Consider the following 16746-nt stretch of genomic DNA (forward strand, 5'->3'; position numbering starts at 1 on the left):
ATGAAGTAACTTCTCTACCAGCTTTATTAATTTAATTATTTTTATACAATTAAATTGTGAATCCAAAATTGAATATTTTGGATTGTTTTCTCTTGTTTATTTATTGTCAATAATCATTGCTAATTGAGAAAAGTCTGATATAATTAGTTTTCAGGATGATTATTTATATCGAACTCAGGTTATTGTAAGTTTTAATTATCTCTGAATTTAAGTAGGTTAACGGAAAAAAAACAACATAAGTAACGAAAATTAAAGTGGCCTAAAACCTCTTCCCTCTTCCCTGTAACCTGTTCCCTGTTCCCTTGTCATAACGACAATTTTTAACGCCAACCTACTTATGATGTGATTGATATTGGTAAATAACTCCACACAATGCAGCTAGAAATATCCAAGCCAGGGTATTTAACCGAATATCAAAGATGGTGATATCAACGGTATTAAATAATATCCAGCCGATAAATGTAATTAAATAACTAAAAAAGATGATGCGATTTTTTGGTTCTATGGTTTGGGAGTTCCATAAAAGTTGACTAGCTGTAATTAATATCCAAATTAGTAACCCACAAAATAATAAGGTGGTAATTAGACCTGTTTCCGCTGATAACATTAAAAAGAGGTTATGGGGATGATTTATATCAATTTGCATTTGAGTTTTATACAGTTCATTAAAACTGCGTAAACCTGAACCAGTTAAGGGGTGTTTTTGGGTTAAATTTAAGGCAAATTCCCATTGGGTTTTTCTCATTAATGCTATCGGTCTATCAGGAAACATATCATCATTTAACCGCGCCCAAATTCCATAGGGAACGAATTTACGGAAAAATTCCGCCATGGGTGAAGGTGCAAAAGCTGCTAATAAAAAACAACTGGTAATACTGACAACAGCACCAACAATTAATCGCCAACCTTGATATAAAGCATAAGCTAAACAGGTAAAAATAGCTATGAACCAGCCATTGCGAGAATTAGTTAAAATCAAGGCGATAAGGTTAGCAAATACTGTGATTGTTAAAAAGATGATTAGGGGATTTTTTTGTTTGAGTTTCTGATAGTTTTCTAGCCATAAACCTAAACCTAAAATCAAAATAGTTACTAAATATGCGGCTAAAGTATTAGCGTGCATAAAGTTAGAAGCCATGCGTCCTTGTGGTAATCCTCCTGGTGCAACTATCCAATCAAAAACAATCCATAAAACCTGAAATTTAAAGTTCCAATTCAGAAATAATTGCCCAAATCCTATGATTAAAATAGGTACAGAACCAAATACTATTATCCAAGATATTTGTCTTAATTGGGTAGGTGTTTGTATGAGGGAAGTTAGTCCTGCAAAAAAGAAAAAGAAGGGTAATAAGTTGAATAAACCTAAAAAAGCATCTAGTTTGTTCGGGGCAAATCCGGTGCTAATGAGTAGTAAAATACTCAAAATAGCAAATCCCTGGTGAATTGGATACTGGCGAATGATATGGTATTGTTTGCGCCAAGTTAGTAATGAAGCTACAGCTATGGAAATACCCCCTAAAAATGGACTCAGGGGGAAAGATATTAGTCCAAATTGCAGCCAATTCCAAGGGGTTTGTAAGCGGAAATTCGGATGATAAAAGGTTTTTTTTAAGCTATTTCCCAGCATTCTGTACGGGTAAGACGAATTTGGGCGAGGGTAAAGACTGTAGGAATTATTCTGCCATAGTTTGTAGCGATCGCTTTCCAACCTAAATCAGCAAAAAACCAAGCCCACATCATTGGACCAACAAAAGCAAATACACTACGAACTGCACTATAACGGGCTGCGCTCATGGTCATACCCCGTCGAGACATTTGTAAAGCTACATGATTTTGAAACTGTTTAGTCGCTAGTCCTGTACCTGTAATTGCTGCTTCTTTAGCTACTTGATAGGTAGCAAAATGAACAGCAAATTCACGGGCGATAGTTTGTAGTACAAAGGGTTGAATTACAGAAGTTACAGCCAATGCGCTACCACCTTTAAATATTAATCCTAAAGGATCATGTTGCAATGATAATGGTAATGGTTGTTTTAAGTTCGATTCTACTAACTGACGTTGTAAATTAATGGTTAGTTGCTGCTTTTCTGTTTTTGGTAGTTGTTTCCAAACCTTTCCTAACAAATGTAAAAATACTTCTGCTTCTAAATCAACTGTTGTTAAATTTTGATCATAGTGAATTTTCAGATATTTACAGACTTGAATCAGGGCTTGTCTGTAAGTTACTTTACTAGTCTTCCTCCGTAATACCGTGATCCCGTCGGCCGCTAAAAAACGAAAACGGTCCTCAATAGCATTTAACCAAGCTTGACGGTCTTGGCTTTGTACTGTAATGGGTTCGGGGGTGTGAACATAATCTAAGGGGTTAAATTTGCGACTAAACAGAATTGCTGTCAAGTCCTGTAATTCTTCTTCGGTGGCTAATTCTAATACTGTCCTGAGTTCTTCCAATTTCCCGTCCTCTCTTCCGTACAACTTATCTGTCACCTATTCTACTACGTTATCAATGAAAATTCACCTCATCACAACTGGCTGTAGCCTCCACCACCAGGAGTTTCAATCACAAATATATCTCCAGGATTCATTTCTACCACGGCTTTGCTTGCTAATTTCTCCACAGTTCCATTATTTCTTTCTACATAATTTTTACCTACTATACCTGCTTGTCCACCACATAAACCAAATGGGGGAATAATGCGATGATTTGCTAAAATTCCTGCTGTCATATTTTCTAAAAATCGTAACCGCCGAATTACACCATTTCCACCGTGATATTTACCTTAACCACCACTATGTTGACGAATTGCAAAACTTTCTAAAATCACAGGAAAACGCCATTCTAAAACTTCGGGATCTGTTAATCTAGAATTAGTCATGTGAGTATGAACTGCGTCTGTTCCATCAAAATTTGCACCCGCACCAGAACCACCGCAGATAGTTTCATAATATTGATATTTCTCATTTCCAAAAGTGAAATTATTCATCGTTCCTTGGGAAGCTGCTAACACACCTAAAGCCCCATATAAAGTATCGGTAATTGCTTGGGAAGTTTCCACGTTTCCCCCAACTACCGCAGCGGGATAAGAGGGGTTTAACATACAACCTTGAGGAATAATAACTTCTAAGGGTTTCATACATCCTGCATTTAAAGGAATATCGTCATTTACTAAGGTGCGAAAAACATATAAAACTGCTGCTTTACATACTGCTGAAGGTGCATTAAAGTTATTATTTAATTGTGGTGAAGTACCAGTAAAGTCTATTTTGGCATTTCTGGAGTTTTTATCAATGGTAATTTCTACTTTAATCATACTTCCATCATCTAAAGCATAACTAAAACTACCGTTTTTTAAAACTTCAATGACTCGACGAACAGATTCTTCCCCATTGTCTTGGACAAAACCCATATAAGCTTGGACAGTTTCTAAACTATAGTGTTCTACCATTTTTAGAAGTTCTTGAACACCGATTTGATTCGCTGCAATTTGCGCTTTTAAATCGGCGATATTTTGAGAAATATTTCTGGCTGGGTAAGGTTCACTACTGAGTAAATTAATTAATTCCTGTTCACAGAAAATCCCAGAATTAACTAGTTGAAAATTATCTAATAAAATTCCTTCTTCTGTTATATTTGTACTATAAGGTGGCATAGAGCCAGGAGTTATTCCACCAATATCTGCATGATGTCCCCGGGAAGCAACATAAAAAATGGGAAAATTAGCATTGAGAAATACAGGAGTAATAACTGTAATATCTGGAAGGTGTGTTCCCCCATTGTAGGGATTATTAGCAGCAAAAACATCACCCGGTTTAATATTATTTTCATGAGTGGAAATCAAAGCTTGAACACTTTCACTCATAGAACCTAAATGGACAGGAATATGCGGCGCATTTGCTACCAATTGTCCATGATGATCGAAAATTGCACAGGAAAAATCAAGTCTTTCTTTGATATTGACAGAGGAACTGGTATTTTGTAATGTTATACCCATTTGTTCAGCGATCGCTCGAAACAAATTATTAAAAATTTCCAACATAACCGCGTCTTGGCGATTTTGGATTTTCGATTTTGGATTTTTGGTTAAAAATTGAGCATTTCCATTATGCTTTAATATCAAATTCTGAATATTAGTTAATTCCGCTTTCCAGTTAGGTTCAATAATATTTGTACCTGTCGCTTCTACAATAATTGCAGGACCTAAAATACAGTCCCCCGGTTGTAAATTCTCCCGACGATAAACTGGAGTATTCCACCATTTTCCAGCCGTAAACATTTGTACGGTTGTCTCCGCAACAGGTAAATTATCATTTATTCGAGAAATTACAGTTACAGTTTGGCGATGATGATGTAATACTAATTCTACCGTTACCGCCTCCACAATTAACCGCTTTTCCGGGACAATAAAGCCATAACGCTGACGGTGTAATTCTGCAAATTGATCCTCTATTGCTTGTAAATCAGCGAAATCTACCACTAAAGGCGCGTCTGTTCCTTCATATCTCAAATGCAGTTTTTTATACAATAAAATCTCCACATTACCAGGATTTTGGCGGTTTAATTCTTTTTTCCCCGCTGCTGCTAATTCTGCGAATACTGCTTTTAAATCTGATAACAATTTTAATTCTAAAACCGCTTCAATAGCTTTGTCCTTTAAGACTCTAACATCTGCTAAACCCATCCCATAAGCAGATAAAACCCCAGAATAGGGATGAATCAATACCTGTTTCATCCCTAAAGCGTCAGCAATTAAACAAGCGTGTTGTCCACCGGCACCACCAAAACAACATAAAGTATATTCGGATATATCATAACCACGTTGAAGCGAGATTTTCTTAATTGCATTGGCCATTTTATCAACAGCTATGGTCAGAAAACCTGTGGCTACTTCCTCCGCTGGGCGATGATCACCAATTTCTGCTCTTAATTCCGCAAATTTACCCTTGACAATTTCTACATCTAATGGTAAATTTGCTTCTCTACCAAATACCTGGGGAAAAAAAGCCGGTTGCAACTTACCCACCATGACATTACAATCTGTGACTGTCAGCGGTCCGCCTTTAGAGTAGGAAGCCGGTCCAGGATTTGCACCAGCAGATTCTGGTCCGACGCGATAGCGAGAACCATCGAGATGTAAAATTGAGCCACCACCCGCTGCAACCGTATGAATAGCCATCATTGGTGTGCGGAATCTCACTCCAGCCACTTCCGCCTCTAATGTGCGTTCATATTCACCATTGTAATGGGCAACATCCGTAGATGTACCACCCATATCAAAACTGATAATTTTATTAAATCCTGCTAGGATGCTAGTTTGCACCGCCCCGACAATTCCCCCCGCAGGACCTGATAAGATACTATCTTTACCTTGAAATGTTTCCGCGTCAGTTAAGCCCCCGTGAGATTGCATAAACTGGAGGGTGACATTTTTCCCCAATTGACTGGCTACTTGATTGACATATCTGCGTAAAATCGGGGATAAATAAGCATCTACTACCGTTGTATCACCCCGACTAACTAACTTCATTAACGGGGTAACTTCATGAGATACTGAAACTTGGGTAAAGCCGATGTTTTTAGCGAGGTTAGCAACTTGTTTTTCATGGTTAGTGTAGCGATAACCGTGCATAAAAACAATTGCACAGGAACGAATGCCGTTATTGTAAGCTGTTTGTAGTTGTGGGTGAACACTATCTAAATTTAAGTTAATTAATATCTCACCTTGAGCATTGTAACGTTCTTCTACTTCAATCACCTGCTCATACAACATTTCTGGTAAAATAATTTGCCGAGCAAAAATGTCAGGACGATTTTGATACCCAATTCTTAAAGCGTCTGCAAACCCCTTGGTGATAATTAAAACAGTTCTATCTCCCTTTTTTTCCAGGAGGGCATTTGTGGCTACTGTTGTTCCCATTTTAACAACTGCGATTTCTTGACTAGGAATAGCCTCGTGAGCAGAAATGCCTAAAATTTGCCTAATTCCCTCTATGGCGGCATCGGTGTACCGTTCGGGATTTTCGGATAATAGCTTATGAATTTGTAACTTACCGTCTGGGCTTTTGGCGACAATATCAGTAAACGTACCACCCCTATCAATCCAAAATTCCCAAGTCATTGTAGATTACACCTCTGTCAATAGTTACAAACCTTGATAAAAACCCTAACTAGGTATTGGTAGGTTTAGCGATTCCCGTTTCCGGCTTCGCTATCATGACTATATTCTATCTGATCAAAATATATCAATCTCATCTGCAATCTGTGATATATGCTGATTTAAGGTTAGACTTTTAATATATGGGAAAAAAATACTTCTTTCCTTATCTATTGTAAAATTCACTTAACAAACAAAGATTGAGTTTAAATAAGTGCCATCAGATACAAAGGAGAAATAACAATGACAGAAAATACTCAAGAAAACAGTGGTAATACTGAACAAAGTTCTCAAGGAACAATGATAGTAGCTGGAATGCGTCCCATTACCACAGGGACTTTACAGGTAGTTGATACCTACAACTCCATGGGAATTCGTCCCATAGGTGCAAACACATTCCAAGTGGTTGATAGTATTAATTTGTCTGGTATTCGTCCCATTGCTTCCAGCGCTTTGGTAATTGCTCAAAACTATTCTATATTCGGAAATCGCCCAATAGCCCCAAATACTTTTGATGATTCCGAAATTTTGATGGGTTTTCTAGATTAGTACCAAAGTTAAGAATTGAGGAGTCAGAATGCTTGTATAAAGTATCCAATGTTTAAAGTGAGGCTATATTCGCCCAATACTTGAAAAACATCCTGTTAATTCTTCTGAGGTCGTTGCATAATTCATACCGCCATTATGCAACACCGTAAATTTACTAATTTTTGTGTGCTAATTTATAGCGGGTAGGATGCCCGCACCACAGACAGCTAACACACCCTACTTCAGATGTACCGCATTTAAGTATAATTTTAATTGGTATAATTATAGCGGGCAGGATGCCCGCACCACAGACGGCTAACACACCCTACTTCAGATGTACCGCATTTAAGTATAATTTTAATTGGTATAATTATAGCGGGCAGGATGCCCGCACCACAAGATACTGATATTTTCAAAAATCAAACCCACTACAGTAACTAATTATTAGTTCTTGTGTGGTTAAATAAATATGATCCCAAAACTATAACTATAGTTGAATCATGAACAAAACTCCTGGACTAACAACCACATTCTTAGCTACCTGCACTATTTTACTAACAGCTTGCGGCGGCGGTAATACGGCTAATAAATCTATCCCCATTGGTATCGCCTTTGCCCAGACTAGCAACGTAGCTTTACTTGGTCAAGAGGGTATAGCAGGTGTAAAAATAGCCGAAAAGTATTTTAATGATCAAGGTGGGGTTAATGGTACACCCGTTAAATTAGTAGTGCAAGATACTAGTGGAGATGAACCAGGGGCAATCAACGCTTTTCAAACATTAATCAACAAAGATAAAGTGGTGGGTATTATTGGTCCAACTTTATCCCAACAAGCTTTTAGTGCTGACCCCGTTGCAGAACGTGCTAAAGTTCCAGTAATTGCAGCATCAAATACGGCTAAAGGTATTCCCGAATTAGGTGATTATATTGCTCGTGTATCTGTACCTATTGCTAAAGTTGCTCCCAATGCAGTCAAAGCAGCACTCAAACAAAACCCCAATATTAAAAAAGTGGCTGTTTTTTATGCCCAAAATGACGCATTTAATAAATCAGAAACAGAAATATTTCAAAAAACAGTTAAAGACGCAAAACTAGAAATAGTTACAGTCCAAAAATTTCAAACTACTGATACTGATTTTCAAAGTCAAATCACTAATGCTATGAATTTAAAACCAGATTTAGTGATTATTTCTGGTTTGGCTGCTGATGGTGGTAACTTAGTAAGACAGTTGCGAGAACTCGGTTATAAAGGTTTAATTATTGGTGGCAATGGTTTAAACTCATCTAATATATTGACAGTGTGTAAAGCACTTTGCGATGGTGTAATTATTGCTCAAGCCTACAGTCCAGATCATGCTAATAATATTAACCAAAAATTTCGACAAAGTTATTTAGATCAATACAAGAAAGAACCACCCCAATTTAGCGCCCAAGCCTTTACGGCGCTACAAGTTTATGTAGAAGCACTCAAAGCTTTAGATAATAAGAGTAAGATTAATAAATTGCCATTACCACAATTAAGAACTGCACTGAATAAACAGATATTAGCAGGAAAGTATGATACACCTTTAGGGGAAATATCTTTCACACCTATCGGTGAAGTAGTACAAAAAGATTTATATGTAGCCCAAATCAAAATGGATAAAGATGGTAATAGTGGCAAATTCACATTTATTAAATAGTCGGAAATGGATTTCACAGTAATTTTACAACAGTTGTTAAATGGGTTATCTATTGGCAGCGTTTACGCTATTTTTGCTTTAGGATATACCCTAGTTTATTCGATTTTAGGCATTATTAATTTAGCCCATGGGGCAATTTTTACTTTAGGTGCGTATTTTACTTATGCACTCATGGGCGGGAATTTTGGCTTTAGTGGTTTGTTAGCTAATGCAGCCTTACCTGTAAAATTGCCTTTTACAATTGCTTTGATTTTAGGTAGTATCTTGGCTGGATTAATCGGAATCATCATGGAACGTCTTGCCTTTAAACCATTGCGGCGTAAAGGTTCTGACCCATTATTAACAGTGGTTTCTAGCTTGGGTGTAGCAGTGGTAATTGTTAACTTAATTCAATATTTATTAGGTGCAGAAAGTTACACTTTTCCGGCAGATACTTTCGGGAATTTACCAGCAGCAATTAATTTTGGTAGCGCCCAACATCCAATTCCTATTCGCACTGTACAACTAATAATTTTTGTTGTTTCCTTGATAGTTGTTTCCATGATTACCTATTTTGTTAATTATACTAAATATGGTAAAGCTATGCAAGCGATCGCTGAAGATCAAATAACTGCCAGTTTGTTAGGAATTAATACCGATAAATTCATCATTATTACATTTTTTATCAGCAGTTTCTTAGCAGGTTTAGCAGGAACTTTAGTCGCTTCTAGTGTCAGTATAGCCGGTCCTTATTTCGGAATTGGTTTTGGTTTACGGGGTTTAGCTGTAATTGTTTTAGGAGGTTTAGGAAGTATTCCCGGTGCAGTTTTGGGAGGTTTAGTTATCGGGATAATTGAAGCATTAGTTCCCGGAGAATATTCTGGTTATAAAGATGCTGTTGCTTTTGGCATATTGTTTATGATGTTATTAGTTAGACCTCAAGGTTTATTAGGTAAAAAGTTTATTCAAAAGGTGTAGAATTAAAATCTTTATCTAAGATAATACAGAAATTAGAGTAATTTAGCTATCAGGAATCTTTGTTATGAAAGAAGTAACTGCTAATACGGCAGCAATGGAAATGGACATTAATTCGCGGACTTTACAGCAAGTTCAGCTTGAGTGAGGTACACCTTGTGCGGGCATCTTGCCCGCACCACAAGAGTTTTATCATTAATATCTGTACTTCATAATATCGGAAACTGCTGTATGATAGAGGATTAACAAAAGAACAAATTGTTAAACTCTTTAAAATCATTGATAAAATGATGACTTTACCTGGGCAATTACAGCAAAAGTTACTAAATCAACTCAACAGTTTAGAGGAGGAAATAAAAATGCCTTTTATCAGTCCTACAGAAGAAATGGCAATAGAACGCGGTAAAGAGATTGGTAAAGAAATTGGTGCATTACAAAAAGCTCGTGATAGTGTCAAAACTGTTTTGCAAACTCGATTTGGTGAGGTTTCTTTAGAGATTATAGTATCTCTATCTCAGATTTCTAATTTATCTATTTTAGATGAAATGTTGAAATTGGCTGTAACAGTTAATTCTTTGGATGATTTTAAACAGACTTTGGAATTGACAATATCTAAATAATTAATTGCGAAGAGAATTTGCTAAAATAAATTAAGTTTTTTAACCCACCTTTTGCTTAATTGTAAATTCGGTGGGTTTTGTCTGTCCAGAAAAGCGTAGGTGCTGGTCAATGGCGCATGGATATCTTTCCCGAAAGTGAACAACTAGGGGCTTTATCTGTTTAAATGTAGTTTATAACCGTCATTTTATTTATTGATGGTTTTTACAGATTGATTGATCTGAGTAGGAGATACTTTTAAAGCAATAATAGGTATTGCAGTTGCTATAATCAAAGAGGGTTTGTCGGGTTTCACTTTGTTCAACCCGACCTACGAAAATCCTTCTCAACAAATAATTTTAACTCATCTGGTAAAACACACCGCAGGGCTAACGGTAAATGAATTAATTGAGTTGACGGGAATAAATGAAACTGATTTACAGAAAGCTTTAGACACTTGAAAACGTCATGATGTCATTGTATAAAATCAGGGACGCTGGAAAATAATAGTAGAATTATTTCGCCGTTGGGTTGTTAAAACACATTCTTGATATACAGCAGTTGCGAAATTGGTGGATAAATGCTTCTTAATACAGCATATTGTCAGTCAATGAGGTACAAGATTGATGTATACTGACTATAAGTAAAATGCAAAATGTTTCCCACACCAAAATATGGCTGAATTTTTTTCTACTTACGGCTCTTTAATTGTCTCAATGGTCTTAGGTTCGCTGCTGGGACTGTCTCTTTACCTTCCTTTAATGACTGGACAATTATCTTTAGCTAGTCCTGGTTTTTATGCTTTAGGTGGCTATATTTCGGCAATTATTTCTACTAAGGTTTTTACCTCAAATAATAGTTTATTTCCTATTCCTTTATTGCTGTTAGAAATGTTAATTTCTGTAATTATTTCCGGTTTATTAGGTATAGCTGTAGGTCTACCTGTATTAAGATTAAGGGGTATTTATTTAGCCATTGCTACTATTGCATTTGTGGAAGTTTTAAGAGTAATTTCTCTCAATTTAGATATTACAGGAGGTGCAGTAGGTATTTTCAATATTCCCCAACCTTTTCACAGCCAAATTGAATATTTATGGATAGCATTACCATTATTAATTATTAGTATGATCTTATTTTATCGCTTAGAAAAAATAAGAGTTGGTAGGGCTTTTATTGCCATTAGAGAAGATGAATTAGCAGCGGGAGCAATGGGAATTAACCCCACCTATTATAAAGTTTTAGCCTTTACCTTGGGTTCAATTTTAGCGGGGGTAGTTGGCGCAATTAGCGCCCATTTTCTGAATACTTGGAATGCTCGTCAAGGAACTTTTGACGCGAGTATTATCTATTTAACCTTTGTGTTAATTGGAGGTTCACGGAGTTTTTTAGGTGCTGTATTAGGGGGAATGGTATTTACAGCTTTACCAGAAGTATTAAGAAATTTAGCTGATACAGGTGGTTTACCAAGTTGGTTATCTCACTTTTTACGAGATGGAAGATTAATTATTTTTGGGTTGTTAATTGTCATTGGTACAATATTTTTTCCCCAAGGTTTAGTCACTCCTGATATTTTCAAGCAAATCAAGTTAAAAATATCTCAATTTTCAATTACTGCTAAAAGAGGGAAGGGGAAAAAGGCAAATCTTTAACATTGAAAAGGTATTTTCTCAAACAAACTTGACAATTTCACCTTTTTTGAATTTAAATCACATAAATCATAGTTAAGATGATGTTAACAGCAAAAGAATTAACCCGTCGTTTTGGTGGTGTAGTCGCAGTCAATAATCTATCTTTTTCGGTTAATCAGGGAGAGATTTTTGGCTTTATTGGACCTAACGGTGCTGGTAAAACTACACTATTTAATTTAATTACTGGTTTAATTCCTCCTTCTAGTGGTGAATTAATTTATCAAGGTCGAGTAATTTCTCAATTACCACCTCATCAAATTGCGGGTTTAGGAATTGCGAGAACATTTCAAAATATTCGCTTATTTGGGGAATTATCGGTATTAGATAATGTAATTATTGCCAGACATTTACACACTCACAGCAATATTATTACAGGAGTGTTAGGTTTACCATTAGCAGTCAAGGAGGAGGAAAACAGTAGAGAAAAAGCCTTAGAATTATTAACATTAATTGGTTTAGATAATCGCACCGAAGAAAAAGCTAAAAATTTAGCCTATGGTGATCAACGTCGTCTAGAAATTGCTCGGGCTTTAGCTTTAGAACCGCAAATTTTACTTTTAGATGAACCTGCGGCCGGAATGAACCTTAACGAAAAACAGCAATTGAGTGAATTTATTCGAGATTTGCGCGATCGCTTTCATTTCACTATTATTATAATTGAACATCATGTACCATTAGTTATGGGATTGTGTGATCGGATTGCAGTTTTAGATTTTGGACAGTTAATAGCTTTGGATAAACCATCTCTAATTAGAAACAATCCAAAGGTAATTGCAGCTTATTTAGGGAATGAATGATAATGAACACAGATCAACATCAATTAACCAGGGAAATCATATTAGATCTACAGGAAATCAATGTCAGTTATGGTGGTATTCAAGCCTTAAAAAAAGTTAATTTAACTATTAAAAAAGGTGAAGTAGTCACCCTAGTTGGTGCAAATGGGGCTGGAAAAACTACCACATTAAAAGCAATTTCTAAAATGCTAAATCCCCAAAGTGGCAATATTATTTATCAAGGACGAAATATCAATCGTCGTCAAGGCCATGAAATGTTAAAACTTGGTTTAGCCCATTGTCCAGAAGGGCGGAGAATTTTAGCCAAACAAACGGTTTTTGATAACTTAATGTTGGGGGCTTATGTGCGTGGAGATAAAAATATTAAAACAGATATTTCTCAGCAATTTGATCTATTTCCTCGGTTAGCACAAAGACGCAATCAATTAGCAGGAACTCTCAGCGGTGGAGAACAACAAATGTTAGCTATTGCACGGGCTTTAATGAGTAGACCAAAACTCTTACTTTTAGATGAACCCAGTTTAGGTTTAGCCCCTGGGATTGTTAAAGAAATTTTTACAATTATTCAGAATTTACGAACAACAGGAGTTACGATTTTATTAGTTGAACAAAATGCTAATTTAGCTTTGAAAATTGCAGACCGAGGCTATGTATTAGAAGCAGGTTCTATGATTTTAACAGGTGCAGCCTCAGATTTAATTAAAGATGAAAAAGTTAAACAGGCTTATTTAGGGTAGGGAATAGATAAGATCATAGGAAAGTTGAAAAAAGAGTAGTTTAATCATGGACAATTCCCCAATTAGATCAAAATCTTTAAACTTTCAAGAAGATTATCCATGTCCAGTATGTCGTATTGGTAAAATTTCGCAAATGCCAATGATGGAGGCTATGTGCTGTGATTTTTGCCACGAAATTCTTACGGTCAATTTGGAACTACAGCAAGTGAAAATGCCTTCTAGAGAACCACCATTAGTTTGGCATTGGAATGGATTTAAGTGGACTCAAGCTCAATTATTAGGTGTGGAATTAGGTTGGGGTTATAGTTTAGCTGCCATTGCTTTTGTCATTTTACCGACAACTTTGATAGGTATTACGGTATATTGTTTTCCCCCTGCGGCTGATGATTTTTTTACCTGGATTCCATTGATTTGGACAGTATTAACTTTTTTGTCGCACTTAGCAATTATTGTTTGGATTGTTATTGAGGTTTATCGCGTCCCCATTGTAGCATATTTGCAAGCCATTGGTCGCTGGCGAAATGGATTGATCAGATAAGACTTTGTTTTTAAATGTTGTAGTTCATTTATTTTAAATACACTGGATTAAATTTTCGAGGATTCTCAAAAATTCTCACATTTCCCTGTGGACTCCTAACTGCCGCAAAAATACTTTTTTTCCTAACTCTAAATAAGTTCAGGGCATTGCTGAAGCTTCTTGGTACAATTTCCGCCAGTGGGTTGAATAGTTTGTTCAATTCCATGCCGATAGCAGCAGCAATCAATCGTTATACTGAACAAATGACTGCATAACCCATCATTTGTTCAATTATTATCTTCATCTTCACTAATATATCATGACGAGCGAATTGGAGCGGTACTACAGAATCTTGGAATTAGAGCCGGGGGCCACACTGGAAGAAATAAATCAGGCTTATAAAGATTTAGTGTTTGTTTGGCACCCAGACCGCCTCCCAAAAGACAATCCGCGTTTACAGCACAAAGCCCACGAAAAGCTGAAATCATTGAATATGGCGCGGGATAAATTGCGCTCTTTAGGAGATAAACAGCCCCTTTCCCCTAATTCTCAACCAGATAAACCATCCAAAACTTACTCTTACTCAGCAAAAACAACCTATCAACAACCACAGCCAAATTCAGATTTGAGTGGTAAAGATTTTAGTCGCGCTAACTTGAGTAATCGGGACTTATCTGGAAGAAACTTGAGTTATGCTAATTTAAGCAGGTCTAATCTCAGTGATACTTTTATGCACAAAGTGATTTTGAGAGGTGCGAATTTGTCAGAAGCCAATTTATTTAGAGCTAACTTACTTTTAGCAGATTTAAGAGAGGCAAATTTACGCTCGGCAAATTTGGTTGGTGCGGATTTCAGCGGGGCTGATTTGCGGGGTGCTGATTTGACAGGGGCAAGAATTCGTTCAGGCGATCGCTTGCTGGTAAAATTAATTGGTGCCAACTTAGCCGGAGCGATCATGCCAGATGGTACAATTCATACCTAAAATCAAATCTAGTCGCTAAAAAGCAAAAAACCAAGTCAACCTACCGTTATAGATATGAATAGCCAGAAATAAAAAAGTTAACCTAATAGCCATTAGTTAAAAACTTGCATATTCCTGTACTATTTGATTATTAACTGGTAATTCTTAAAAATAGTTGAATTTATTTTAGTTCTATTAAACATCATGAATATTGCAGTCATTGGTTGTGGTTACGTAGGTTATGCAGTTGGCAAATATTGGCAGTCAAACAGTAATTTTGTGCTGACGGTCACCACAACTAGCCCAGAACGTATACCAGTTTTAGAAACAATTGCACCCAAAGTTATTGTCACTCCAGGTAACGATTTAGTAGGGTTAAAAGCCGTATTAAAAAATCAGAATGTTGTCTTATTAAGTGTAGGAGCAAAAAACGCCGATTCCTATGAAGAAACCTATGTACAAACTGCTAAAAATCTAGTTTCTCTACTTCCCAAATTTCCTAATGTTCGTCAAGTAATATATACAGGTAGTTATTCAATTTATGGAGATAGAAATGGCGTATGGGTAGACGAAGAAAGTCCACCAGCACCAGCTAATCGCAATTCTCAACTGCTACGAAAAACAGAAGACATATTATTATCAGCAAATAATGAAAATACGCGCGTGTGTATTCTCCGTTTAGGTGGTATTTATGGACCCGGTAGAGAATTAGTAAAAATATTTGCTAGAGCCGCAGGAACAACCCGCGCTGGTAATGGCGAAGATATCACCAATTGGATTCACCTTGATGATATAGTTGGTACTATAGAATTTGCCCGTGAACATCGCTTAGAAGGTATTTATAATCTTGTTGATGATAGTCATCTCACGAATAAAGAATTACTTGATCATGTGATGAAAAAAAATAATTTACCTAATGTTATTTGGGATGCAAATAATAAAAATATCCGCCCCTATAATGCCTGGGTATCCAATCAAAAACTTAAAGATGCCGGTTATCAATTTATTCATCCCCGCATCATTTTTTAGCAATTCTTAAAACTCCCCCTATAAAAACTTGAAATTATGTCCCTATCTAAATCTAAAACAGCATCTCCTACCCAATATTATCTGTGGCAAAATTACCGCTGTGCTTACGAAATTCATCAACCGCTCAATTCTCCAGCAACGGGTATTCCTTTACTGTTAATTCATCCCATAGGAGTAGGATTATCCCGGCAATTTTGGCAGCGATTCTGTCGAGAATGGTATGATAAAAATCACCAAAATCCTATTTACAATCCCGATTTACTGGGTTGTGGTGAAAGTGATATGCCACCTCTAGCACACAAACCAATTAACTGGGCAAAACAGTTACAATACTTCTTGCAAACTGTGGTCAAAAAACCTGTTATTATCGTAGTGCAAGGAGCTTTATTACCAGTTGCTATTGAATTAGTCAAACTGGAAAAAGAATTAATTGCTGGGTTAGTATTTTCTGATCCTACATCTTGGCCAGTAATTACTAAAAACGCCCCTAAATGGCAACAAAATCTACTTTGGAGCATTTTTACATCCCCCATAGGTAATGCTTTTTTTCGCTATGCTCGCACCCGCAAATTTTTGTATTCTTTCTCCGTGGAAAAATTGTTTGCTGCTAGTGAAAATGTTGATGATGAATGGTTAAATATGCTGGAAGCAGATGCTAAAAATATCAATGGACGTTATGCCGTATTTGCTTTTTTAGCGAGGTTTTGGCAAAGAGATTACAGTAGTGATATTGCTGCAATTCCCTATCCTACCTTATTAGTTATGGGACAAAAATCTCTGGGTATTAGTAAAGAAAGCAAACAAGAAAGTCCAGATCAAAGATTAGCGCATTATCTCAATTGTGTATCTCAAAGTCAGGGAATAAAAATAACTGGGAAAAATGTTATGCCCTATGAATCTACTCAGGCATTTGTTGAGGCGGTATCCCCGTTTATAATCAAACTCACAGAATCAAATTTTGAGAATCATTAACCGCAGATTAACGCAGATTAACGCAGATTAACGCAGATAAAAACTGATAAATTACAGCAGTTTCCGATATTATGAAGTACAGATATTAATAATAAAACTCTTGTGGTGCGGGCAAGATGCCCGCACAAGGTG

Annotated in this window: 13 protein-coding genes and 1 pseudogene; 11 read left to right on the forward strand and 3 right to left on the reverse strand. The window is 36.4% G+C overall.

What is annotated here, in order from left to right; all coding sequences use genetic code 11:
- Positions 1-331: 331 nt before the first annotated feature.
- From ACIR310F_RS0111135 to ACIR310F_RS27600, 3 genes and pseudogenes are all read right to left on the reverse strand, one after another.
- Positions 332-1627, reverse strand: a complete 1296-nt coding sequence (locus ACIR310F_RS0111135; RefSeq protein WP_028083896.1) for an O-antigen ligase family protein — start codon at positions 1625-1627, stop codon at positions 332-334.
- Positions 1609-2451, reverse strand: a complete 843-nt coding sequence (locus ACIR310F_RS0111140) for a YaaW family protein (RefSeq protein WP_028083897.1) — start codon at positions 2449-2451, stop codon at positions 1609-1611. Before ACIR310F_RS0111140 ends, ACIR310F_RS0111135 begins: the two co-directional genes overlap by 19 nt.
- 71 nt (positions 2452-2522) lie before the next feature.
- A pseudogene (locus ACIR310F_RS27600) lies at positions 2523-6116 on the reverse strand (hydantoinase B/oxoprolinase family protein).
- A 279-nt stretch (positions 6117-6395) separates the two neighbouring features.
- On the opposite strand from ACIR310F_RS27600, the gene ACIR310F_RS0111150 reads away from it, so the two are divergent.
- From ACIR310F_RS0111150 to ACIR310F_RS0111205, 11 genes are all read left to right on the forward strand, one after another.
- A complete protein-coding gene (locus ACIR310F_RS0111150) occupies positions 6396-6701 on the forward strand; it encodes a hypothetical protein (protein WP_028083898.1) in 306 nt (101 codons plus the stop codon).
- A gap of 479 nt (positions 6702-7180) precedes the next feature.
- A complete protein-coding gene (locus ACIR310F_RS0111155; protein WP_028083899.1) occupies positions 7181-8362 on the forward strand; it encodes an ABC transporter substrate-binding protein in 1182 nt (393 codons plus the stop codon).
- Between the two features lie 6 nt (positions 8363-8368).
- A complete protein-coding gene (locus tag ACIR310F_RS0111160; protein ID WP_028083900.1) occupies positions 8369-9319 on the forward strand; it encodes a branched-chain amino acid ABC transporter permease in 951 nt (316 codons plus the stop codon).
- 284 nt (positions 9320-9603) lie between these two features.
- Positions 9604-9936, forward strand: coding sequence for a hypothetical protein (locus tag ACIR310F_RS25535; protein WP_035367901.1), 333 nt, complete (start codon positions 9604-9606; stop codon positions 9934-9936).
- A 651-nt stretch (positions 9937-10587) separates the two neighbouring features.
- Positions 10588-11562 (forward strand): branched-chain amino acid ABC transporter permease, encoded by a 975-nt coding sequence (locus ACIR310F_RS22240; RefSeq protein WP_051289582.1) that lies wholly within the window; start codon positions 10588-10590, stop codon positions 11560-11562.
- A 77-nt stretch (positions 11563-11639) separates the two neighbouring features.
- Positions 11640-12398, forward strand: coding sequence for an ABC transporter ATP-binding protein (locus ACIR310F_RS0111180; RefSeq protein WP_035367902.1), 759 nt, complete (start codon positions 11640-11642; stop codon positions 12396-12398).
- A gap of 2 nt (positions 12399-12400) precedes the next feature.
- Complete coding sequence (locus ACIR310F_RS0111185; RefSeq protein ID WP_028083902.1) at positions 12401-13135, forward strand: ABC transporter ATP-binding protein; 735 nt, start codon at positions 12401-12403, stop codon at positions 13133-13135.
- Positions 13136-13181: 46 nt separating this feature from the next.
- Complete coding sequence (locus tag ACIR310F_RS0111190) at positions 13182-13673, forward strand: hypothetical protein (RefSeq protein WP_028083903.1); 492 nt, start codon at positions 13182-13184, stop codon at positions 13671-13673.
- Between the two features lie 298 nt (positions 13674-13971).
- Positions 13972-14634, forward strand: coding sequence for a pentapeptide repeat-containing protein (locus tag ACIR310F_RS0111195; RefSeq protein ID WP_035367903.1), 663 nt, complete (start codon positions 13972-13974; stop codon positions 14632-14634).
- A 183-nt stretch (positions 14635-14817) separates the two neighbouring features.
- Positions 14818-15642 carry an SDR family oxidoreductase gene (locus tag ACIR310F_RS0111200; protein WP_028083905.1) on the forward strand — a complete coding sequence of 275 codons (825 nt, stop codon included), beginning with the start codon at positions 14818-14820 and terminating at the stop codon, positions 15640-15642.
- 36 nt (positions 15643-15678) lie between these two features.
- Positions 15679-16614, forward strand: coding sequence for an alpha/beta fold hydrolase (locus ACIR310F_RS0111205; protein ID WP_028083906.1), 936 nt, complete (start codon positions 15679-15681; stop codon positions 16612-16614).
- Positions 16615-16746 lie beyond the last annotated feature (132 nt).

Source organism: Dolichospermum circinale AWQC310F (assembly GCF_000426925.1).
GTDB lineage: Bacteria > Cyanobacteriota > Cyanobacteriia > Cyanobacteriales > Nostocaceae > Dolichospermum > Dolichospermum circinale.

Coding starts and splice junctions, on each gene's coding strand:
- ACIR310F_RS0111135 (WP_028083896.1), bottom strand. CDS start 1,627: ATGCTGGGAAATAGCTTAAAAAAAACCTTTTATCATCCGAATTTCCGC.
- ACIR310F_RS0111150 (WP_028083898.1), top strand. CDS start 6,396: ATGACAGAAAATACTCAAGAAAACAGTGGTAATACTGAACAAAGTTCT.
- ACIR310F_RS0111155 (WP_028083899.1), top strand. CDS start 7,181: ATGAACAAAACTCCTGGACTAACAACCACATTCTTAGCTACCTGCACT.
- ACIR310F_RS0111160 (WP_028083900.1), top strand. CDS start 8,369: ATGGATTTCACAGTAATTTTACAACAGTTGTTAAATGGGTTATCTATT.
- ACIR310F_RS25535 (WP_035367901.1), top strand. CDS start 9,604: ATGATGACTTTACCTGGGCAATTACAGCAAAAGTTACTAAATCAACTC.
- ACIR310F_RS22240 (WP_051289582.1), top strand. CDS start 10,588: ATGGCTGAATTTTTTTCTACTTACGGCTCTTTAATTGTCTCAATGGTC.
- ACIR310F_RS0111180 (WP_035367902.1), top strand. CDS start 11,640: ATGATGTTAACAGCAAAAGAATTAACCCGTCGTTTTGGTGGTGTAGTC.
- ACIR310F_RS0111185 (WP_028083902.1), top strand. CDS start 12,401: ATGAACACAGATCAACATCAATTAACCAGGGAAATCATATTAGATCTA.
- ACIR310F_RS0111190 (WP_028083903.1), top strand. CDS start 13,182: ATGGACAATTCCCCAATTAGATCAAAATCTTTAAACTTTCAAGAAGAT.
- ACIR310F_RS0111195 (WP_035367903.1), top strand. CDS start 13,972: ATGACGAGCGAATTGGAGCGGTACTACAGAATCTTGGAATTAGAGCCG.
- ACIR310F_RS0111200 (WP_028083905.1), top strand. CDS start 14,818: ATGAATATTGCAGTCATTGGTTGTGGTTACGTAGGTTATGCAGTTGGC.
- ACIR310F_RS0111205 (WP_028083906.1), top strand. CDS start 15,679: ATGTCCCTATCTAAATCTAAAACAGCATCTCCTACCCAATATTATCTG.